General features: G+C 40.9%; 21 protein-coding genes. 8 read left to right on the top strand and 13 right to left on the bottom strand.

What is annotated here, in order from left to right:
- Nucleotides 1-92: 92 nt before the first annotated feature.
- Both QAI40_RS04490 and QAI40_RS04485 read left to right on the top strand, forming a co-directional pair.
- Complete coding sequence (locus QAI40_RS04490; protein ID WP_299978856.1) at nt 93-398, top strand: hypothetical protein; 306 nt, start codon at nt 93-95, stop codon at nt 396-398.
- The gene (locus QAI40_RS04485; protein WP_299978859.1) at nt 398-1,342 is read left to right on the top strand and encodes an AAA family ATPase; all 945 of its coding nucleotides are present in this window, start codon (nt 398-400) and stop codon (nt 1,340-1,342) included. The genes QAI40_RS04490 and QAI40_RS04485 overlap by 1 nt, the downstream gene beginning before the upstream one ends.
- 76 nt (nt 1,343-1,418) lie before the next feature.
- On the opposite strand, the gene QAI40_RS04480 is transcribed toward QAI40_RS04485, so the two are convergent.
- The 9 genes from QAI40_RS04480 to QAI40_RS04440 form a co-directional block, all read right to left on the bottom strand.
- A complete protein-coding gene (locus QAI40_RS04480) occupies nt 1,419-1,850 on the bottom strand; it encodes an ACT domain-containing protein (protein ID WP_299978861.1) in 432 nt (143 codons plus the stop codon).
- A 19-nt stretch (nt 1,851-1,869) separates the two neighbouring features.
- A complete protein-coding gene (locus tag QAI40_RS04475; RefSeq protein ID WP_299978864.1) occupies nt 1,870-2,658 on the bottom strand; it encodes an enoyl-CoA hydratase-related protein in 789 nt (262 codons plus the stop codon).
- Nucleotides 2,659-2,679: 21 nt separating this feature from the next.
- Complete coding sequence (locus tag QAI40_RS04470; RefSeq protein WP_299978867.1) at nt 2,680-4,431, bottom strand: N-acetylmuramoyl-L-alanine amidase; 1,752 nt, start codon at nt 4,429-4,431, stop codon at nt 2,680-2,682.
- Nucleotides 4,432-4,434: 3 nt separating this feature from the next.
- Nucleotides 4,435-7,098, bottom strand: a complete 2,664-nt coding sequence (gene mutS / locus QAI40_RS04465; protein WP_299978870.1) for a DNA mismatch repair protein MutS — start codon at nt 7,096-7,098, stop codon at nt 4,435-4,437.
- A 22-nt stretch (nt 7,099-7,120) separates the two neighbouring features.
- Nucleotides 7,121-7,552: a LapA family protein gene (locus QAI40_RS04460; protein WP_299978873.1), complete on the bottom strand. Its 432-nt coding sequence runs from the start codon at nt 7,550-7,552 to the stop codon at nt 7,121-7,123.
- A gap of 146 nt (nt 7,553-7,698) precedes the next feature.
- Nucleotides 7,699-8,268: a peptidoglycan DD-metalloendopeptidase family protein gene (locus QAI40_RS04455; RefSeq protein ID WP_299978876.1), complete on the bottom strand. Its 570-nt coding sequence runs from the start codon at nt 8,266-8,268 to the stop codon at nt 7,699-7,701.
- Complete coding sequence (locus tag QAI40_RS04450) at nt 8,268-8,459, bottom strand: CooT family nickel-binding protein (RefSeq protein ID WP_299978879.1); 192 nt, start codon at nt 8,457-8,459, stop codon at nt 8,268-8,270. Before QAI40_RS04450 ends, QAI40_RS04455 begins: the two co-directional genes overlap by 1 nt.
- Nucleotides 8,460-8,471: 12 nt before the next feature.
- Nucleotides 8,472-9,131 carry a metallophosphoesterase family protein gene (locus QAI40_RS04445; RefSeq protein WP_299978882.1) on the bottom strand — a complete coding sequence of 220 codons (660 nt, stop codon included), beginning with the start codon at nt 9,129-9,131 and terminating at the stop codon, nt 8,472-8,474.
- Between the two features lie 6 nt (nt 9,132-9,137).
- Nucleotides 9,138-10,133, bottom strand: a complete 996-nt coding sequence (locus tag QAI40_RS04440) for an integron integrase (RefSeq protein WP_299978885.1) — start codon at nt 10,131-10,133, stop codon at nt 9,138-9,140.
- A gap of 214 nt (nt 10,134-10,347) precedes the next feature.
- Between QAI40_RS04440 and QAI40_RS04435 the strand changes: the two genes are divergently transcribed.
- The 6 genes from QAI40_RS04435 to QAI40_RS04410 all read left to right on the top strand — a co-directional run bounded on the left by QAI40_RS04435 (nt 10,348) and on the right by QAI40_RS04410 (nt 17,785).
- Nucleotides 10,348-12,126: an AAA family ATPase gene (locus QAI40_RS04435; protein ID WP_299978888.1), complete on the top strand. Its 1,779-nt coding sequence runs from the start codon at nt 10,348-10,350 to the stop codon at nt 12,124-12,126.
- Complete coding sequence (locus QAI40_RS04430; RefSeq protein WP_304511458.1) at nt 12,123-13,961, top strand: ATP-dependent helicase; 1,839 nt, start codon at nt 12,123-12,125, stop codon at nt 13,959-13,961. Before QAI40_RS04435 ends, QAI40_RS04430 begins: the two co-directional genes overlap by 4 nt.
- A 135-nt stretch (nt 13,962-14,096) precedes the next feature.
- A complete protein-coding gene (locus QAI40_RS04425) occupies nt 14,097-15,158 on the top strand; it encodes a DUF4365 domain-containing protein (RefSeq protein ID WP_299978894.1) in 1,062 nt (353 codons plus the stop codon).
- Nucleotides 15,159-15,309: 151 nt separating this feature from the next.
- Nucleotides 15,310-15,624, top strand: a complete 315-nt coding sequence (locus tag QAI40_RS04420) for a hypothetical protein (RefSeq protein ID WP_299978896.1) — start codon at nt 15,310-15,312, stop codon at nt 15,622-15,624.
- 81 nt (nt 15,625-15,705) lie between these two features.
- Complete coding sequence (locus QAI40_RS04415) at nt 15,706-17,112, top strand: CoA-binding protein (RefSeq protein WP_299978899.1); 1,407 nt, start codon at nt 15,706-15,708, stop codon at nt 17,110-17,112.
- A gap of 4 nt (nt 17,113-17,116) precedes the next feature.
- Complete coding sequence (locus QAI40_RS04410) at nt 17,117-17,785, top strand: acetate--CoA ligase family protein (RefSeq protein ID WP_299978902.1); 669 nt, start codon at nt 17,117-17,119, stop codon at nt 17,783-17,785.
- A gap of 14 nt (nt 17,786-17,799) precedes the next feature.
- Here QAI40_RS04410 and QAI40_RS04405 read toward each other — a convergent pair whose 3' ends face one another.
- The 4 genes from QAI40_RS04405 to hutU are packed head-to-tail and all read right to left on the bottom strand — an operon-like array spanning nt 17,800 to nt 22,345.
- Nucleotides 17,800-18,039, bottom strand: a complete 240-nt coding sequence (locus QAI40_RS04405; protein ID WP_299978905.1) for a hypothetical protein — start codon at nt 18,037-18,039, stop codon at nt 17,800-17,802.
- Complete coding sequence (locus QAI40_RS04400) at nt 17,984-19,348, bottom strand: 4Fe-4S dicluster domain-containing protein (RefSeq protein WP_299978908.1); 1,365 nt, start codon at nt 19,346-19,348, stop codon at nt 17,984-17,986. Before QAI40_RS04400 ends, QAI40_RS04405 begins: the two co-directional genes overlap by 56 nt.
- Nucleotides 19,349-19,370: 22 nt before the next feature.
- On the bottom strand, nt 19,371-20,633 hold the full coding sequence (gene hutI / locus QAI40_RS04395; RefSeq protein WP_299978910.1) for an imidazolonepropionase: 1,263 nt from the start codon (nt 20,631-20,633) through the stop codon (nt 19,371-19,373).
- On the bottom strand, nt 20,630-22,345 hold the full coding sequence (hutU, locus tag QAI40_RS04390) for a urocanate hydratase (RefSeq protein WP_299978912.1): 1,716 nt from the start codon (nt 22,343-22,345) through the stop codon (nt 20,630-20,632). The genes hutI and hutU overlap by 4 nt, the downstream gene beginning before the upstream one ends.
- Nucleotides 22,346-22,488 lie beyond the last annotated feature (143 nt).

Here is a 22,488-nt window from a genome sequence, read left to right as displayed (position 1 = left end):
CTTTTAGTATTGTTATATTTTTCGGGAAAAATAAAAAAAGCAATTGTTAAAACATGACAGTATCTCAATTTTATTAAGAAAAAAATATTATCATGCCTCAGAAAAAAGATATCATAGACTATATCCTTGCCGATCGTGGGGAGGAGTTTGCAGCCCGGGTTGAAGGCTTAGACTGCCTGATTTATAGAAATGACCTTGGCTTAAAAGATGAAATCATAGAAGATCATGATGGTAAGATCCGACAGATTTTAAAAGAAAATGTATTTGTTCAGGTTTGGGAAGGCAAAGCTAAAATTAGAGTTAAGGTTTCTCCGGGGAAAAAAGAAACTTTTTCCATGAAGAAAATAGCCGATATCGCTGTAAATGCTATTCTTGATGAACTTAAAAAGGAGGAGTAGTGGCTGTTATTATCGTCTGCCCTAAGTGCGCAAAAAAACATAAAGTCAATTTGGATACCGTTAAAGAAAAAGTGTCTTTGGGGAAAAAAATTGTTGGGCGATGTAAATCCTGTAGACATAGATTTCCTGTGCAGCTTGACAAACTGATTAATCAGAAAAAAGAAAGATTTCAAAGGCCAAAAACAAGTACCAGAAAAATTTGTGTTACTTTAAGCAAGGGAGGCGTTGGAAAAACCACCACCTCTGTTAACTTAAGTGCAGGCTTGGCCCTTGCCGGGCACAAAGTGTTGCTTGTGGATACGGATACTCAGGGTCAATCTTCCTATGGCCTTGGGAAAAAGCCAAGAGCAGGGTTGGCCGAATTGTTGACAAAAAAGCTTACACCTGAAGAGTGTATTGTCAGGGCCAGAAAAAATCTTTGGCTCCTTTCCGGTGGCAAATCATTGACAGAAATAAAAAGAGTTATTGATCGGAAAACCTTTGGTGCTGAGTGGACCTTGTCTAAGGTTCTGAATAAACTGGATCACAGATATGATTTTGTCATTATTGATACTGCTCCCGGATGGGATCAGCTCACCGTCAATGTCCTGTTTTATGGCACAGAAGTTCTCGTGCCGGTGGCATTGGAGGTGATGCCTTTGCATGGGTTGTCAGAATTTATGAAAAGTTTGGGATCGATTCAAAAATATCGAAAGGAAACTGTCTTAAAATATATTGTTCCCACTTTTATGGATACCAGGATAAAGGGACCTTCGACAATATATTCGCAGCTTAAAAAATTATATCCGGAATATATTTGCACTCCCATAAGGTACAGTGAAAGTCTCAGCGAAGCCCCATCTTATGGAAAATCCATTTTTGAGTTTGCCCCCGGATCTACAGCATCTGCTGATTACAAGGAACTTGTAAGAAAAGTAACACTGGATGACTCAGCACTTCTCTAAAGGATTATTCGTTATTAAGACAAACAAGGCACTACCTTATGCATGCAGGACAATGGAGGCAGTGCCCGCCTTTTTTTTATAAATTGCAGAGTTCCTGGCTGCTGATAACTTTAATATTTTTTTGTGCAAGAATCTTCAATGCCTTATCATAGTCATCAAATCGGAAAATCATGATGGCATTTTTGCATTGCGGATTAGCGAATGCATACATATATTCTACGTTGACATCATTTTCACAAAGTGGATCTAAAATGCTATTCAGCCCGCCTGGCTCATTTTTCACCTCAACAGCTAGAACCTGGGTTTTTCCTACAGTAAAGCCTTCTTTTTTCAATGCTTTTTCTGCTGTTTCATTGTCATTCACAATTAAGCGCAATACACCAAAATCAGTTGTATCGGCAAGAGACAATGCTCTGATATTGACATTTGCATCCCTTAAGATTGCAGTAACTTCTGCAAGCCGACCCTCCTTGTTTTCAATAAATATGGATATCTGTTCAGCAAACATGGTGTTTCATCCCTTTCTACTAATAAAGTTCTCCTTTGAACACGGGTTTTCTTTTTTCAAGAAAAGCGTGGGTTCCTTCTTTTGCATCTTCGCTTGCCATATTAAGGCCAAAGACATCGTTTTCAATTCTGCATCCGCTTTCAAGGTCAACATTAAGACCGTTTTGAATAACTTCCTTTGCAGATCTCAGGGCCACCTTACCCTTATAAGCAATGAGGTTTGCGGTTTTCAAGACTTCTTCCATGAGCTTGTCATGCTCAATAACTTTGTTGACAATACCATATTCCAGAGCCTCTTGGGCATTAATATTTTTTCCGGTGAAAATTAGTTCTTTGGCACGGTTTGAGCCTACTCGTCTTGCCAGTCTCTGTGTTCCGCCAAATCCGGGAATCAATCCCAGGTTGATTTCGGGCAGACCGAAAAGTGCTTTGTCAGATGCATAGATAAAATCACAGCCAAGGGCAGCTTCTAACCCCCCGCCCAGAGCAAACCCGTTTACAGCGGCAATGGCTGGGATGGGAAGATCTTCAATTTTTGAAAAAACCTTTTGTCCTTTTCTGGAAAAGCTTTTTCCCTCAAGAGGATTCATTTTTACAAGTTCGGCTATGTCGGCTCCTGCAACAAATGCTTTATCTCCAGCACCTGTCAGAATGAGAACCTTTATATCTGTGTTCTCTCTTATCTGGTCCAGAGCAGTGTCCAGTTCGTCAAAAAGAGCATTATTAAGCGCATTTAAAGCCTTGGGCCTGTTAAAAAGAATGGTTGCGATAGGGTTTTTAACCTCAAGAATAATGTTTTCAAAAGACATGATGATCTCCTTTAGCATAGGTTATAATTGTCTGGGATTTGTCGCATTTATATATTTTTCAACCCCATCGGTGATGGAGTCGCAAATCGCTGTCTGGTAAGCATCGCTCATGAGCCTCTTGCACTCTGTTTTGTTACTGAGAAATGATGTCTCAATCAAAATGGATGGCATCCTTGCGCCCAAAAGAACATAAAACGGTGCCTGTTTGACGCCTAAATTGTTTATTCCCGAATATTTTTTTTTCATTCCTTTCACAAAAGCGCTTTGTACCACATTGGCAAGCCGTGTGGATTCTTCAATTTTTGCATGTTTCATTAAATCACTTAAGATATATTCCAGATCTGAAATATTCTTTTTGGATGTTGCATTCTCTCTTGCTGCCACAGCAATAGCCTGTTCATCAGTAGCAAGATTTAAAATATAGGTTTCAATGCCCTTAAGACGTCTGTTTTTAGCTGCATTGCAGTGAAGGGATATAAACAGATCCGCTCTTTTTGTATTGGCAATAGCAGTCCTTTCTTCAAGGGTCAGTTTTTTATCGGTTGACCTTGTCAAAAGGACTGTGCATTTTAAGCGGTTCCTGAGGGTAACAGCAAGTTTTTTGGCAATTTTCAGAACAATGTCTTTTTCCCAGACATTTTTATAATATCCCGGAGCCCCGGGGTCAGAGCCGCCATGGCCCGGATCAATAACTATTGTTCTGACTCCCAATGCAAACTGCCGTGTAATATCAGATGATTTTAAATTATCTGTTGTGATCCGGGAAAGTTTTTCAGGTTTGCCTGAATCTGCGATATCTCGATCGGAAGAAGGAACAGGCCTCCCGTTAGATCCTTTCCCCCAGACATCAATAACAATTCTGAAGGGGTCTTTTAAAGAGAATATTTTATAATTTTCAAATGATTTTATATCGATTACAACCCGTACAGTATGGGGAAGGTATTGTCCCGCCCGGGCCTGATTTAAAAGGTTGTCATTGATCTGGGTGTGTTCGGCAATCCCTTTTCCAAGTTTTGATTGTTCTATATCAATATAGAGACGCTGAAAAGGCTTATTAATAGCAGGATCTTTTTTTAAAAGCCTGTGGAAATAATTCCTTTCGCCATCAGCATTGACAACAATTCGGGTGTATTCAGGGTTGGACCAGAATCGAAGGTCTGTAATTGTGACATCCCCCCCGGGAGTGGCTTTTGCCGGAACTGGTTTTATTGCAGGTGGCTTTTGATTTGCTGTTTGAATGGTTTTAACTTTTTTTTCAAGGGGATCTTTCCTGCTTTGAATAAATTTTCTGATAAGGACATCATTTTTTGTCAGTCTTTTTTTTGACCGAATGTGTTTAATCTTTTTTGTATAGAGACGTGGGGTTGCTTTTATGGATTTGAGCAAAGATTTGGCACGGCTTTTGTATGCGCTTCTGGGATATTTGTTCCTGAGTCTTGCAAGAAGGTCAACGGCCTGATTCTTATAGATGCCTTTGCCGGATAATTTGGAGAGGGTTAAATAAAGCTGGGCAGCCTTATACATTCCTGCAGGCGCCCATGAGCTGTCAGGATGAATCCTGTAGATGCTTTCATACCTGCTGATGCATTTGAGCCATTCTGTTGCTTTCTTCTGCTTTAATGAGGAATTTCGAAGCTTTTTATAGCAGGAGTCTGCCATAAGGTATTTTTGTTTTGCACTGCTGGCAAATCCGTTTGCTGTTAAAACGAAAACACCTGTAAAAATAATAGTGATGAAATATATTGGCAGTATGAATGTCTTAAGCTTGACCATATCCTATTTAATGCTTTTTTGTTTTAAATCGTTTAACAAGTTAATCGCTTCAAGGGGAGTAATACTTGAAATATCAATCTTTTCCAACATTTTTTTAATGGATTGTTCATTATAATTAAATAATTCCAGTTGATTGTCGTCCTTTTTTTCTCTCTTTTTACCCTTCTTTTTAGTCTTTTGGGGTAAAGGTTTCGGGATGTCTGTGTTGTTTTTCTGCTCAATACCGGACAATATGTGCTTTGCATTGTCAATGACAACGTCAGGCATGCCGGCAAGCCTGGCCACCTGGATTCCATAGCTTTTATTGGTTCCGCCTTTTACAAGCCGTCGCAAAAACACAATATTATCATTGAATTCTTTGACTGCGATATTAAAATTTTTAATTCTGGGCTTTATATCTTCCAGTTTTATCAATTCATGGTAATGGGTGGCAAAAAGGGTTTTAACGCCTTTATTATTTAAATCATGAAGGTGTTCGGCAACTGCCCAGGCAATGCTCATTCCATCGTAGGTGCTGGTTCCTCTTCCGATTTCATCAAGAATGACAAGGCTTTTTTGTGTGGCATTATTAACGATATTGGCGGTCTCTTCCATTTCCACCAGAAACGTACTCTGACCCGCGGAGAGGTTGTCAAGGGCGCCTACCCGTGTGAATATTCTGTCCACAATGCCAAGAGATGCTTTTTGAGCAGGAACGAATGATCCCATCTGGGCCATTAACACGGTTAGGGCAACCTGTCTTAATACGGTTGATTTTCCTGCCATATTGGGACCGGTGATTAACAGGATCTGGTTCTCCATATCATCCATTTCAATGGAATTGGGGACATACCGCTCTCCTTTGATCAGTTTTTCCACCACAGGATGCCGTCCGTCTTCAATGGAAATGGTATTTAGGTCATTGATGACAGGTTTGGTATATCCATTCTCCGATGCCGCCAGGGCAAGCCCCTGGAGCACATCCACTCCTGCAATAAAATCCGCCATCTTAAGAATAAGGGCTGCTTTTGAAATGACCTTGTCCCGGATGGTGCAGAAAATACTGTATTCCAGAGCATTGCGCTTGTCTTGGGCATTTAATATGGTCGATTCAACCTGTTTCATCTCATCGGTAATGAATCTTTCAGCATTCACAAGGGTCTGCTTTCTGATATAATGATCAGGAACCGAATTTGACTGAGCCTTGGACACCTCGATAAAATAGCCGAACACCTTATTATATTTAATTTTGAGAGAAGACAGTTTTGTTTTTTCTTTTTCCGTAGTCTCAGTCTTTGCAATCCACGATTTGCCATCCCTTGAAATTAACAGCAGTTCATCCAGTTCAGGATTATAACCATCATTGATTAAACCGCCTTCATTGAGCAGATGGGTAGCATCCTCTCTGATGGCTTCTTCGATCAAACCGGCAAGGGAGCCAAGCTCATTTAAAATCATTTCCTGATCTTCAAGATCTTTCCCATTGAGTAAAGAGCTTTTAAACAGGGAGAGTTCCTTAAAAAGAAGGGGAAGTTTTTTTAAAGAGTTTTTAAGGGCAATCAGATCCCTGGCATTCCCCTGACCCATGGAAATTTTGCTGCCAAGGCGTTCAAGATCATACACTGATTTCAGGTGGGTGATGATCAATTGATGAATATGGGAAGCCCTGGTGATTTCTTCAATGCAATCCAGACGCCGGCGGATTTTATTTTTATCAATCAGCGGATATCTGAGCCAGGTTTTGATCAGCCTCGAGCCCATGGCAGTAACCGTCCGATCAAGCACGTGGATCAGGGTTCCTTTTTTATCCAATGTTTGTATATTGGTAAGGATTTCAAGATTTTTGCAGGATCTGTCATCAATCACCAGAAAATTTTTCATATCATAGGGTATGATTTGAAAGAGATGCGTTGTGTCCCGCATCTGGGTGTCCTGGATATAGGAGAGGATGGCGCCCGCAGCAGAAATGGATGCAAAAAGATTCTCTGCACCGAACCCTTCAAGGCTCCTGGTTTTAAATTTGTTTAAAAGCCTTTCTTTTGCTTCTTCAACATCAAATGCAGTCTTTTCAAGATAGGTGATTTGTCTTCCTTCAAAAGCCTGGCGGATATGCTTGTAGACGGGGTCATTTTTAAAAGTGGATGGTAAAAGGATTTCTTTGGGATCAACCTTTAACGCCTCATCAATCAGTTCTAAGGGTATTTTTGACTGCCTGGATTCAACCTGGGTGGTTTTAAAGGTTCCGGTTGATATATCAAGATAGGCAATACCTGCAACGTCTTGTGTCTTTGACAGGGCAAGAAGGAAGTTATTGGACGTTTTATCCAGTAATTCTTCATTTAGGATCATGCCCGGGGTTATGACCCGGACAACTTGCCTTTTCACCAGCCCCTTGGTCGCCGCAGCATCTTCCATTTGTTCACACACGGCAACCTTGCATCCGTTTCCAATGAGTTTGGCAATATAGTTGTCAGCAGCCTTATATGGTATCCCGCACATGGGAACCGGGGTATCGTCATTTTTATTTCTGGAGGTTAAGGCGATTTCCAGGATAGCGGCGGCTTTTTTTGCATCCTCAAGAAACATTTCATAAAAATCTCCCATCCGGTAAAATAAAATTGCATCTTTATATGATTCTTTGATGGCCAGGTATTGTTCCATCATGGGAGTTTTTTTTCTTTTGCTCATGCGCTATCTTTGTTCAGCAGAATCAACCGGCAGCATCTGATTTATCACCTTTTTCATTGTCGTTTTCTGGCTGGTCCAGTACGGGTAGTTCGCCAATCGTCTTTTCTTCCATCTCTTTTTTTATATAAGGATCATGCTGAAATACTTCCAGTTCTGTCTTTAAAGTATTTACCTGTTCTTTAAGAGAAGCGGCAGCAGCATCTTTTGTTTTGATTTCTTTTTTTAACCTGAGTTTTACCACAAACCCTTTGAGGCCAGCCAGAATAAGGCCCAAAAGAAAGCAAATTCCAAAGTAGGCAATATTTTGAAGTTCCGGTATTGTCCAGTTCCAGGAAGCAATTTTAAGATCAAATTTTAATGCTCTGGTTGTCATGAAATAATCTAAATTCTGATAAATTAAAATTCCAAGCAAACCTAAAATAATCAGCCACAAAAGATATTTAATTTTTTTCATTCATCCACTCCATATCCAAGTTTTGTATTATAAACGGTTAAGTTTTGATAATCATAGATCAAATCTTTTTTTTTTTCAATTCTTCTTTTAATAATAAACAGGCTCAACTATTGAATTTAAAGACAGCATTCACTAAACATCCTGAGTTAGAGGAAAATCGGATGAACCAGGTTGACTTCAAGGTTTTCTGAAAAAAACAGGTTCCAGTCCAGATGTTCAGGCGGAACCTGTTTTAAGACTTCAAAACAGGAAAAATGAAGATGGGGCGGTAATTGTGGGTTTTTACAGGTATCGCACACCCTTGCAATGATCTCCCCCTTTTTGACGATACGGTCGGTTTTTAAATTTTTTTCAGGAATGATATGGGCATATGCAAAAAGAATTCGCCTATTGAAAAGTAAAGGATTCTCATGCTCAATTACAAGGGTCTGTCCCAGAAAATCATCACAGATATTTAAAATAATCCCGTCATCCATGGCCGGAACCTTGATGGAATCATCAAAGCGATGCATTCCATCCAGATGGGTTCGGTAATAGGTGATATCTATCCCTTCATGGGCAGAATGCCGGAATTTAAAATCCCCCCACCATTTATCCTTACTTGAAAAAAGCATACCGCAATGAAACAGCCAGTGAATTTTTTGACCATTTTCCATGCCATTGCCCAGACCGTTGACCTGGGAAATGGACTCAAGATAGTCGGAAAACCTGCTCATCACAGGGCTTTCAGGATAATTTTATGTCCCATAAGGTTAATATCTTTAATAATGGCTTTGACTTTCATATTTTCTCCCAAGAGGCCTTTTAAAAGAAATGTATCCTCACCAACCGGGGTTATAGCAGCCACATTTTCCATGATCAGTTTTTCATCACCGTCTTTTCTCAAGTATACATTGGATTCACACATCGTTATAGTCCCTTATTTATATTGTTTGTCATTTCTCAGCATTTTTGCCGTCAAAGGTATATCTTTACCACAATCAATGATTGCTCCGCTATAGGTTTTATTCATTGCACAATTGACAACCAGAATGTTTTTAAAAAATTGATATCCTGCCTGTTCATGGATATGGCCGCATAACACCATTAAGGGCGGGTGATTTTCAATAAGGCGTCTTAAACCGAAACTTCCGGCACTGAATCTGTTCCCTACTTTGTCACAGACATCTCTGGGCGGCGGATGAACCACCAGGATCGTCTCCGGGGTGATGCTGTGTTTAAGCCTGTCAAGGCGTTGAGTCTCCCTAAAACATATTTTTGAAAGAAATGGCAAAGGTATGGTGCCATTCAGGCCAAGAAACCGGGCGTCCTGATATGCCACAGGAGCATGGTTCAGAAGGGTGATGTTTTTCTGGTCCTGCAAAAGGCCTTCAACACGTTTTAAATCTGAATTTCCCCGGACAGTCAAAATGGGAATAGTAATATCCTTTAACCGGTCCAGGGTTTTCAAAGGGGCAAAATAGTTGGTTATATCTCCGGCAATGACAAGAATATCAGGGTTTTCCCGAGAGATAACGCCCTTTATCCTTTCGATTTTTTCAGCCCTGCCATGAATATCGGCTACAGCATAGATCCGCATCTTTATTTACAGGTCCAGACCTTCAAGGGGGCTGGTGAGTTGGGATATGTCCTTATCCATCACATGGGTGTAGCGTTCTGTGGTCTTAACGTCTGCATGGCCCAAGAGTTCCTGCAACATGCGGATATTGATACCGTTCTCCAGCATGGTGGTAGCGAAACTGTGCCGCAGGGTATGGCAGGTAGTCCGTTTATCGATGCCCGCCTTATGCGCCGCTCTCTTCACCGCCTTTTGGATGCCGGATTCCAAGACGTGGTGACGTCTTACAGAGCCTGACCGGGGATCGGCGGAACGTTTTTTTGATGGAAAAACATATTGCCACCGGGTTTCCATGGCGGCATTTTTATATTTCCGACCTAAAGCCACTGGAATATACACTTCACCGAAACCCTCTTCAAGATCGCAGTGATGCAAGGCTTTCACATGTTTGATATGGCTTTGAAGTTGGGAAATGATCGGCTCGGCCAGGATAGTACTTCGCCACTTGTTTCCCTTACCGAGCACATGTATCCGCTTACGGTCAAAATCAAGATCCTTGATTCTAAGGCGTACACACTCCATTAGTCGCAAGCCGGAACCATACAGAAGCTTTGCCATCAATGCGTGGGTTCCCTCAATATGCTGGAAAAACTTCTTGATTTCCTCTTTACCGAGTACAGTGGGCAGTTTGGGGGTTTTTTTTGAACGAACGGGTTGAATCTTTCTGTCCAAAGGTATATTGAGCACCTCACGATAAAGGAAGGCAAGGGCGTTAAGGGCCTGGCGCTGGGTGGATGCTGACACCTCTCGTTTGACTGCCAGTTCTGACAAAAACCGTTCGATATGATGGGAACTGAGATCACGGGGATGGACTTTGCCGCCGAAGAAACGGATATAACGCAATACCCATTGACAATAGGTTTGTTCCGTGCGGTAAGCGTAATGATGGTACCTCAGAACCTCACGGATCTGATCCATTAATTTTAACTTTGGGTCGGGTTGAAATTTTGGTTGACTTTCCATATTAGAATTGAATATACCCTGATAAGTGGAAAATTGAAACTTAAAAGGTCACAAGTGGAAAATGTTTCCATGTTTTTTTGCTTAATGTTAGTGATAGATGGAAAATTTTGAGATCTATTACAGTCAATAGCATAGAAAATATCCACTTATTAATACTGTTAGCCCAACAATTGAACTGTGAACTTTTGGTACAATATGATAAGGAAGTAGCCATATGAGTATTTTAATAAAAACTGTTCGCATTGCAGGTTTTCGAGGTTTAAAAAATCTTGAAGTAATGCTTGAGCAAACCACGATTTTAACAGGCATGAACAATACCGGAAAAACATCTTTTCTCAAGGCCTTGCAGTTGGCTTTGGGTAATCGCCAATTTGTCTCGCAGGATGATTTTTTTATCCAGGGAAGTTCGGTTTCCGAGAAAATAATTATTGATCTATTGATTGTTTCCATCGATGGTGATGGAAAACGGTGTGAGGACTTTTCAGAAGACTGGGAAATTCTATTCACCACCGATAGAATCCGAAATGATGTTGATGGTAAAGCCTTTGTTCCGCTAAGAACAATCATTACTTTCGATGCGATAAAAAACAGCTACAAAACTCAGCAATTTATTCTGCAAGAGTGGCCTGAATTCAAGAAGGGTGATATTGATTGGTTTGGTGTTGATAACAGCAAAAAGACAAGTTTTCATTTCGATGAAGTTCCGTTCTTTTATATGGACGCCCAACGGGATATTCTGGAGGACACAAAATTAAGAAGCTCTTATCTTGGCAAGATGTTGTCCAAAATCGAATATTCCAAAGAGGATATCAAAGAGATCGAAGAACAGATCGAATTATTGAACGAAAAGGCGGTCAGCAGTAGCGATATTTTGTCCAATATCAAAACAACGTTAAAAGAGTTGGATACCGCGATGGATACCCGCAGTGAGGGGATAGAAATCACGCCTTTTACTAAAAAGATTCGTGATTTGAATAAAGGTTTAACGATTTATTATACCGACCGCCATGACAGTTTTTCCATGGAATATCATGGCATGGGAACAAGAAGTTGGTCTTCTCTATTGACGTTGAAATCGTTTATTGCATTGCTTTTAAAAAATGCTGAAAAAGAGAAATCTGTGTTTTTTCCTGTCCTTGCCATAGAAGAGCCGGAAGCCCATTTACACCCCAATGCTCAGAAGAAGCTTTTTGGACAGATAAATGCCATATCAGGTCAAAAAATTATTGCCACCCATTCACCTTATATCGCCGCAACGGCCAATTTAGGTCAGATACGAAATTTTTATAAAGAAAAAACTGTGACTTGTGGCAGGATAGAAATTGATAACTTAGAACCCGAAGATATCAGGAAAATAAATCGACAGGTCATCAATACCAGAGGAGAGATATTTTTCTCAAAGCTAATCGTCTTTTTTGAAGGGGAAACTGAAGAGCAGGCACTACCTATTTTCGCACAAAAGCACTTTAATAAAACACCTGTTGAAATGGGACTGGATTTTGTCGGTGTCGGCGGTCATGGAAATTATCTGCCATTTTTACGCTTTGCCGCGGCGTTGAACATTCCATGGATTATTTTCAGTGATGCGGAAAACACACCAGATAAAAATATTAAAAGTAGTGTTCAGCAACAGTTCTTAAATTGTGGATCTCCGAAAAGTGAAACTGATTGTATTGTTTTTGTTGATGATGGAAATGACTTTGAGAAACAGCTAATTAGTGATGGTTTTGGTGATAAAATTAAAAAAGCCATCGCTTCTTTAGATGTTTATACGAATGACGAACATCGAGAAGCAAAAGAACAGGACAGGTTAACAGAAATCGAAAGTTATGATGACGATAAGTTATACGATGTTATTACGGGTAGAAAAGCTCAATATGGCCCTGCTATAGCTGAACAGATTATACAAAGTGAAAAAGATTTACCTCCAAAGGTAATTGCACTGTTTAACAAGATATCCGCTATTTTAAAAATAGAAGAGGCAGAAGCATGACAACCACAATTGAATTATCCGAAAAGCAAAAAAAAATTGTCTATGCTGAAAATGTCCCAATCTATGTTAAGGCCAGTGCGGGAAGTGGTAAGACACGAGTTTTAACGGAAAGAGTACGCTATTTACTGGCAAAAACCAATAAAAAAGTCCTTGCCCTGACCTTTACCAACAAGGCGGGAAAAGAAATCGAGGAACGATTAAATAATATATCGGAAATCGAGAAGCGTATTTTTGTTGGGACTTTTCATGGTTTTTGCCAATCCATACTTGAAAATCACGGCAATTTGATTGGTCATGCCAAGATGCCGCATATTTTTGAAGATGAAATAGACAGACTGGAGTTAATTGGGCAGGCGATTAAACAAACTCCATCTTATGCAGGCAAATACAAAACACAGGATAAACAAGAGCAGAAAAATTTTCGCTATCGTGTTTTGAATTTTATTTCAGAGATGAAACGGAAGTTGATTGCTGACAATGAAATTGGAGAGCATACTGATGATGAAAATATTGCTTTACTGTATCAAAACTATCAGGAACTTTTGAAATCTCAAGATGCCATAGATTTTGATGACTTGCTATTTCTAGCGTATGGCTTATTGGTAGATTATCCCAAAACAGCCGCCTTGTATCGCCGAAGTTTTTTTGCTGTCTGTGTAGATGAAGCACAGGATTTAAATAATGCCCAATATCAACTTTTACTTGCTTTGACTAATGGAGAATTTAACAATGTTATGATGGTAGGTGATCCCAATCAATCTATCTATCACTTTAATGGCTCTTCACCAGACTATATGGATAAACAGTTTGTTGGTAATTTTAAGCCTGTAATTGTTGAATTGAATGAAAATTATCGTTCATCAAGAAAAGTATTAGAAGCGGCAGAAAAAATCATTCCTGATGCAGAATATATTGTGGGAACGGTTAAGGAAGGGTTTTTTGAGATAAATGGATTAAAGGATGAAGAAGCTGAAGCTCAGTGGGTTGTCGGCAAAATAAATGAACTAATTGCCTTAAAGACGCACGATGATATTGAGGGTGAAATCACCTGTGAAAAGATAGCCGTGCTTGCAAGGAATAAATATATCTTTAACTCGATAGAGATTCAATTAAAAGAGACTGATTTACCGTTTTATTACAAAATGACACCAGGTGCGATTCAGTTTGAATCTGATTTAATGAACATATTTGACCTTGCATTAAGGGTGAGACTGAACCCTCAAGACAGCTTGCATAAACAAAGATTGTTAAGCCGTCTAAAAATAGAAACAACCGAAAATATAAACTTGGGAGATGTAATTTCACTGGTATTGGATGAGTTGAATAAAAAGTTAATCAAACTGGTTACAGAATTAAGTGATGACGGAAGCAACCTAATAATGATGTTGGAAGATTTCAGGGATAATCTGAATGTTGAAGATGAAAATGAAAAGAATATGATCTTCAATGATATTAAAGAGCTTCTTAAACATTGGCGTAATTACGCTAAGAATACAGATAACAAGTCATTGCATCAATTTAAGAATGCTATGGCTTTGGGGCAAACTCATCCATTAACACAACATTCTGGAATTACATTGAGTACGGTACACACAATGAAAGGTCAGGAATTTGATATTGTCTTTGTTATTGGCATGGATGATGAAACTTTTCCTGATTATCGAGCCGTGCGAAGCGGGGGTATTGAGATGACACAAGAAAAAAACAATCTGTATGTTGCTTTTACCCGCGCAAAACGCTTTTTGTATGTTACTTGGCCACAAAAAAGGATGATGCCTTGGGGTAATTATAAAGATCGAATAATTTCACGATTTCTAAAGGTTTTCAATAATTAAAATCATTAGATCCGAAATAGGAAATTTTGCTATTGAGCTTCTTAAAAATGGGGCTAACAAATCACTGCACTGGATTTTTACTCCGCTGCGCTCCGTAAAAACCAGTGAGTTCAGGCGTTATGCTTTTAAAATCATATGAATTTACCAACTAAAAGACATTTAACAACTATTGAACGAGAAGGTGTGAATTACTTCAGATCAATTATTGAAAATGCTAACTGCATTTTTAATGAAATTGATCAAAGAAATGATTTCGGTATTGATGCAATAGTTGAGTTGGTTGATGGGGAAAAGGTAACTGGTAAGAGTATTGCTGCTCAAATAAAATCTGGGGCATCGTACTGCACGGAATCAACATGTAAAATACCCGCATCGAAGGAGCACTTCAATTATTGGATAAACCACTCTTTAACTGTTATTGGATTAGTTTATGATCCGGATAAAAAAACGGGTTACTGGATCGATATTTCTAATCTTTTGAAACATGATCGAAAGAGATTGGACATTGGTCCATACACAATAATTTTTGAAAAAAGAGATATAAATGAATTTGACACCAATGCCTGCCAAAATTTCTTTCTGCCTCATTTCCTAAATAGGCCAATCAATTTAAGTTTTGAGCGTTCAGTTGATTTCGCTAGTTCCAAATATTTGGATATGCACAAAGTTGGTCTTTCAAGTTTGTTAAACAATTTCAGATACCTGGATAAGGTTTGGGATTTATTTTTTGACTTATTCATGGGAAGATCACTTGATAATATTTCTGGATATTTAGTTTACATACTTTCACTGATACCAGGCCATCCAGACATATACTGGCACTCGGGTAATACTATTGAAGAGAAACAACGGTTGAGTCTTGAAGAAAAAATAAGGCAAATGGGACCAGAATTTTTTATAAGGTTGCTATATTTTGTTGATGAAAACGGATTTTATCGAGGTAGTCTTGGTCAATGTGTTGAGGCTATAATTTCAACCATTCCCACTAAGGCATTGATCTTAAGTAATATTTCAAAGGATAATTCAAACGATTTAGAGATTCGTAAATCGGCTCTTATGCTTTATTTATGGTACACTCAGAAAGATTCCGTCAACACCTTAAAAGAACTATCAGAAAATGATAGTGAGATTAGTGAATTTGCAGAATATTTGAAATCAGCCTTTGATGAATGCGGGTATATTGATATTTTTGGATAATAAATCATAACAAGGCTAATTCAGCCGACGCAAAAAGACGCGCGGCTTATTAGCAGCGATAAGCTGACCGCTCCGCGGCCAGCTTATCGGCGGCTGTTATTCTCAGCCGCCGTTATATAAATTCGATTTTCAAACAAATGAGGAGAAAAAAATGATTACGAAATCCCAGTTAGAAAAAATCAAAGAGATCCTCGAAAATCATGTCGGTAGAGAAAACCAGATAAGTTCTGGAAAAATTGGGCCCGCTATTGGTATATATGAAGATGCCACTCATGTTCAAGTAAGAAAACTTATTCTTGAAGCAATCGAAAAGCTTCATCTTCCAGTTGGTGGTAGCAACCGTGGTTATTATTTGATTAAGAACGAAAACGAATTAAAACAGTATACTGCCAGCATTGATAAAAGAATGAACAAAATGCAACGCCGTAAAGACATCATTGAGGATGCTTTTGAAGAATATTATTAATTTTATATAACCATTCGCTGCAATAGATAACATATAGAACAATAAAAAAGGATTGATTCTTTTTGGAAGAATAGCAAACATATGGATAAAATCGCATCACTAAAAAAATTTTTAAATCCAAAAAAGATAGCCGTGATCGGTGCATCAAAGTCTAAAGATAAAGTCGGGGGGATTGTTTTTAGACGGCTTTTGGATTCCCGAAGGCGGTTATTCCCGGTAAATCCTAAAGAGAATGCCATTGAAGGCCATAAGGTCTGTCCGGATATCCAGTCTTTGCCGGAAGATATTGATCTTGCCATCATCACTATTTCTGCTGCAGCCGCAGTAAAATCCGTGGAAATGTGTATAAAAAAAGGAATTCCAAATTATATCCTTGTTGCCGGCGGGTTTGGTGAGGTCGGTGCCGAAGGCAGGGAACTGGAAGAAAAATTAACAAGGCTGGCAAAAGAGAAAAATGTCAATATTCTTGGCCCCAATTCCCTGGGAATCTTTTTGCCGGATGAAAATATTGATACCATTTTTGTTGAACATGGGGATAAGGCGCTGGACAGAAATGGAAGGGTTGCCTGTATTGTTCAAAGTGGCTCGGTGGGTGTTGAAGCCCTTGGGTATGCATCCAATACCGGTTATGGAATGCGAGCCTTTGTGGGCCTGGGAAACAAGTGCGATCTTGATGAAATAGATTTTCTCCATTATTTTGCCCGGGACGAAAAGACAAATTGCCTGGGATTTTACCTTGAGAATATTGAAAAGGGAAGACAATTTTTAACGGCTGCCAAAGACGCTACAAAAGATAAGCCCGTGGTTGTTTTAAAAGCCGGAAGGACCCACACGGCAGCCTCGGCAGTCAGCTCCCATACGGGAAAACTTGCCGGTTCCGACAATGTGATCAGCGGGGCATTGAAACAATTCGGGATTCAGCGGGTTTATGATGATGAAGAGTTTTGTGATGCCACAAAGGTTCTTTCCATGCTGTCGGGTGCTCCGGGGAATCGGGTGGCTGTTTTAACCGCTGCCGGTGGTTACGGGGTGATGTGTACGGATTTTATCGAGAAAAAGGACATGCGGGCACCTTTGAAAATGGCAAAGCTTTCCAAAGATACCCAGAAACGGATTAAAGAGGCCACTTTCCCTTTTGCAGCCTGTGAAAATCCTGTAGATATCACTGCAAGTGCTGATGACAGGATGTTCTCACAAAGCCTTGATATATTGATCGAAGATGATGGGGTGGATATTATTATCTGTATCGCCTTTTTTGCACCCCCGGGGATTTCGGAAAATCTGATAGATATCATTGCTGATAAAATTAAAAAATCCGACAAACCAGTGATCGTATTCACCAAGTACGGCCCCTTCACAGACAATAGTATTAAAAATTTATACTATGCCGGTGTGGCAGCATATCCTTCGGTGGGAAGAGCGGTCCGGGCTGCTCGTTTTCTGGTGGAAAGAACAAAGATAAAGCAGCGGCTTGAGCAGGAGGCATAGCAGGATGGAAAAAAAACTGAAACTCTGGTTTGAAACCTTTGGTGATAAAGAAAATCCTGATGAATTTGATGCCAAGCAGCTGGTAAAGCTCTATTCGATTAAGGTGCCAAAGGGAAAAAGACTGGGACCGGAAGATGAGCTTAATATTAATGATATCAAGCCGCCATATGTAGTGAAGGTCTGTTCTTCAAATATTTTGCATAAGACAGAACAAAAGGGAGTGCTTCTGAATAGTGACAAAGAGTGTATTCAGGATAATTTTAAACTCATGCAGGACCGGTTTCCCAAAAAGAATATCCTTGTTGAAAATCAAAGCACTTATATGGGACCGGAATTTATTATCGGGATCATCAAAGATCCAGCCTTGGGTCATGCGGTAATGGTTGGGGCAGGCGGGGTTCTGACAGAAATATATAAGGACACGGCATTCAGGCTGGTGCCCTGTTCTGTGAATGAAGCCACGGATATGATTGATGAACTGGTTTTATCCCCTGTATTTGATAATTTCAGGGGGATGAGCCTTGATAAAAAAAAACTTGCCCAAGCGATTTCACAAGTGTCAAGGCTTGCCCATGATCTGGGTGATAAATTAAGTCAGCTAGATATCAATCCAATTGTTTTCAGTGACGGGGAATGGATCGCCCTTGATGTTAAAGTCATGTTTGAAGAATAATAGTAAAAAAGCAGTTATTCAAAGATTTTTTCGTCCATTGCATGGACTTCTTTTGCATCTGGTTCCAGGTCCCGGATTTTGCCGGCTTCCTGTAAAAATTCTTTGAGGAATTGAATTTTATCGGCATCCATATCCAGAATCATTTTTTTGGGAATGGATTTGACAAAATTCCGGACTTCGTTCCTCAGTTTTTTTTGTTCAAGTTTTAAAAATGTTTTCAGGGTTGGTTTTGGCAATTTTTTTGTGTCTGCCATAAAGCAGATCGTCCATAAAAAGTGCAATTTTCTGGTTCAAGAAGTTACGGGAAATATAAAATCGGACGAATTTATGAATTAATGTATCTGGTTTGGTATACGGGCAGACAGAAAGACAGAACCCGCAGTCAGACCCGATTGTTTTCCAATAAGAGAAGCACTTTTCCTGGTGTATGGACCAGTGCCTGAAGTTGCGGCTATAGGGCTCGTTATCATGGGTAATGGAACCCGACGGACAATTGTCAGCGCATTTTTTGCACATTTTGCAGAATTCTTCCATATAGAGAGGCTTTGGGCAGGCAGAGTCCGGTAATTCAAGATCCGTTGTTACAATGGCAAGCCTGACACAGGGGCCATGAACCCTGTGCATGAGAATTCCCATGCGGCCCAGTTCGCCAAGGCCCGCTTCAACGGCTATGGGAACACATAAGGTGTCATAATTGGCATCATTATGGGCTCTTGCCCGGTATCCGAACTGTCGGATATAGGTGGCCAGGATATTGGATATCTTTGCTGCTTCCACATATTTTTGTGCAGATTCCTGGAGCACACAACTTGTGGGGCCTTTTTTAATCATTTCAACCCGCATGGGGACCACGATGGCAATGGCTGTTTTATGGGTCTGGTCGGTTTTTTTCCCCCAGTTTGCAGCATGCCGGCCTTTATGGCTGTAAAAATGATGGGATCTCAGTTGTAAAAAACCCACATCACAGGCGCCGTAAAATTTAGAAATGTCAGTTATGGTCTTACAAAATTGTATCGGGTCTATGGATATTTTTTGCTTAGCCACTGCCCCTGTGGACAAAGGAATTGATTTTTCAAGATATTCAAAAGCAGCCTCATAGCAGGGGGCTGTGTATGCGTCATGATAGATCTGTTCTTTTTCTCCGAATTCAGGCTTTTGATGGAGCTGTCTGTCTGTTGATTCGTTCTCCGGACGTATGGCATAATATCTTTCCATTAGGTCCGGGTAATGCTGGATATTGTTCCTGGCAAACATATTATCTCTTTCATCATACTGGTCTGCATTTGAGAGGTCTCGGCCGGTGGGTTTGTTCGGAAAGAAGCTCATTAAAGAGATCAGTCCAAAAAGACCAAGACCTGATATAATAAGGATATTTATGGTTTGAAGGGCATATGAAGCATAGAGAAACCAAGTCCAGAAAAGATTGTTCAGTATGAAGGCAAGCAATGCTATGACAGCGGCCCGGTATTCTTTTTCATTAAAAGAGGACAGGCTTAAGATAAGGAAGAAAAGAGACGTTCCGATTAAAATGGTCCAGTTGATGACTGTCAGTATGCCGGTCATGGAGTTTCTCCGTAGAAATCAATTATTTACACAAATTGGTGTGGTGTATACGGCCCTTTATCATGACTGTGTTAATGGACGTCAAGCCGACAAGATAGCAGAGATCTTCCGGGGTATCAATATCCCATACAACAAGGTCGGCATCTTTGCCTGTTTCAATACTTCCTTTTGATAGCTCAAGGCCGAGGGCTTTTGCACCATTGATGGTGGCTCCGAGCAATGCTTCTTCACAGGTCAGATCAAACAGTATGCAGGCCATATTGAGTATGAGTGTCATGGAATGAACCGGGCTGGAACCGGGGTTCAGGTCTGTTGATACGGCCATGGGAATCTTAAGATTTCTGAAGATATCCACGGGCGGTTTCTGTGTTTCCTTTAAAAAGTAGAAGGCACCGGGTAAAAGAACGGCGGCAACATTATGTTGAGCCATTTTTTTTGCACCTGACAGGGACAGGTACTCAAGGTGATCACAAGACAGGGCATTAAATGTAGAGGCCAAGGCAGCACCATTGGAATCGGATAACTGCTCTGCATGAAGCTTGATGTTGAGCCCGAGGTTTTTTGCTGTTTCAAAGACCTTTTTTGTCTGGGGAAGCGTAAAGGCAATATGCTCACAAAAGACATCCACTGAGGTTGCAATCCCCTGTGCTTTAACCTCCGGCAGCATGGTCTGGGTCACAAGATCGATATAGCCGTCCGGGTTATTTTGATATTCCGGGGGCAGGGCATGGGCGCCTAAAAAAGTTGCCTCTACGTGCAAAGGGAAATTTTCATCTAATTGTCTGATGACCTCAAGGATTTTCAACTCGGTTTTAAGGTCCAGCCCATAACCGGATTTGATTTCAAGGGTTGTGATACCCTGTTTTAACAAAGCATCCACCCGTTTCGATGCCAGAATAAACAATTCATTTTTTGAAGCGTTTCGGGTGGACTGTACCGTGGAGAAAATGCCGCCGCCTTTTTTTGAAATTTCTTCATAGGTTGCGCCATTGAGTCTCATTTCAAATTCATTGGATCTTGATCCGCCCCAGACCAGATGGGTATGACAGTCCACAAATCCCGGCAGAATCCAGCCCTTGTTGCAATCAATGATTTTTGGGCATCCGGTTTTGAAATTTTCGGTCAGATTTTTTTCTTTGCCGACCCATGAAATAGTTTTTCCGGTGACGGCCAGAGCCGCCTTTTCAATAATTGCAAGGGCATTGTCGGCCATGGTGGCAAGATGACAATTGATAAAGAGCGCATCAATTTTATCGGGTAATAAGGTTTCCATGTGTCGTGTCATGACAGATCCTGATGCATATTGATCATGGGAAGTTTGACGCCCTTTGTTTCGGCTACATCAATAGCAGTTTCATAGCCTGCATCTGCATGGCGGATGATCCCTGTGCCCGGATCATTTCTAAGAACAGTGGTTACGCGTTTTTCTGCTTCAGGTGTGCCGTCGGCCACCGTGACCTGACCGGCATGAAGGGCATATCCAATACCGACTCCACCGCCGTCATGGAAGGATACCCATGTAGCTCCCGAAGCCACGTTGGTCATGCAGTTTAACAACGCCCAGTCTGCCACAGCATCAGACCCGTCTTTCATGGCTTCAGTCTCCCTGTAAGGGGATGCAACCGATCCGCAGTCCAGATGGTCCCGGCCGATAACGATAGGGGCTTTAACCTTTCCATCCCTGACAAGATCATTAAACAACTTGCCTGCTTTTTCCCTTTCACCATACCCCAGCCAGCAGATCCGTGTGGGAAGACCCATGTGTTCCACTTTTTCTCCGGCCATTTTCAGCCAGTTGATCATTTTGGTTTTTTTAGGGAAAAGCCTGATAAGTTCACGGTCTGTCACCCTGATGTCTTCGGGATCGCCGGAAAGGGCTGCCCATCTGAAGGGTCCTTCCCCCTGGCAGAAAAGTTCACGGATATAAGCCGGAACAAATCCCGGATAATCCATGGCATTGTCAACCCCTCGTTTCATTGCCTGAGCTCTTAAATTGTTACCATAATCAAAGGCAACGGCCCCTTTATCTTTCATTTCAAGGATGGCTCTTACATGGTCAGCCATGGAATTCAAAGCCATGTCCTTATATTTTTCAGGGTCGGTTTTTCTTAAAGTTAAGGCCTCTTCAAAGGACAGCCCCTGGGGAAAATATCCGTTGAGTTCATCATGGGCGCTGGTCTGGTCGGTGATGACATCGGGAATAAATTCTTTTTCAATCATGGCCGGCAGGATATCCACTATATTTGCACAAAGGCCGATGGAAAGGGGTTTGCCTGCCTTTGCAGCTTCTCTGGCTTTTGAAATAGCTTCATCAAGACTTGCTGTTTCAATGTCCAGATACCGTTTTCCAAGCCTTTTCTCGATCCGGCCGGGGTCAATCTCAATACAAATTGCAACACCGTTTGCCATGGTAACCGAAAGAGGCTGCGCACCGCCCATGCCGCCAAGCCCTGCCGTCACGACAATTTTTCCGGTCAGATCTGAATTGTAATGTTTCTGTCCCAGTGAAGCAAAGGTCTCATAGGTGCCCTGGAGGATTCCCTGGGTGCCGATGTATATCCAGGAACCTGCAGTCATCTGGCCGTACATGATCAGGCCCTTCTTGTCCAGTTCATGGAAGGTGTCCCAGTTAGCCCATTTGGGGACAATATTTGCATTGGCAATCAAAACTCTGGGCGCGCTTTCATGGGTTTTCAGCACACCGACCGGTTTCCCTGACTGGACCAGCATGGTTTCATCATTCTCAAGATCCAGCAGAGTCCTGACAATGGCGTCAAAACAGTTCCAGTTCCTGGCTGCTTTACCAAGACCACCATAGACAATCAACTCATCAGGGTTTTCAGCATTGTCGGGATCAAGATTGTTGCAAAGCATACGCAAGGCTGCTTCCTGGTGCCAGCCCTTGCAGTGAAGCTGGGTCCCCCTGGGTGCTTTGACAGGGCGGGCCACACCACATCCAATCTTAAGATTCTTTAATATTTTTTCTTTATTATTCATTATTTTCCTCCCCATATGGTTGACATTTGTTTTTGAATTGGATACTACTTGTCTATACAAGTATAGATATGATGTCAAGTTGTTTTTACTTGGGGTCAGGCTTGCTTTATTGTCGTTATTGTACTTAATAACGACAATAAAGC

The organism is Desulfobacula sp. (assembly GCF_030611305.1).
GTDB lineage: Bacteria > Desulfobacterota > Desulfobacteria > Desulfobacterales > Desulfobacteraceae > Desulfobacula.
Note: the sequence above shows the minus strand (reverse complement) of the source record. Positions and strands in the feature narration are given on the sequence as shown.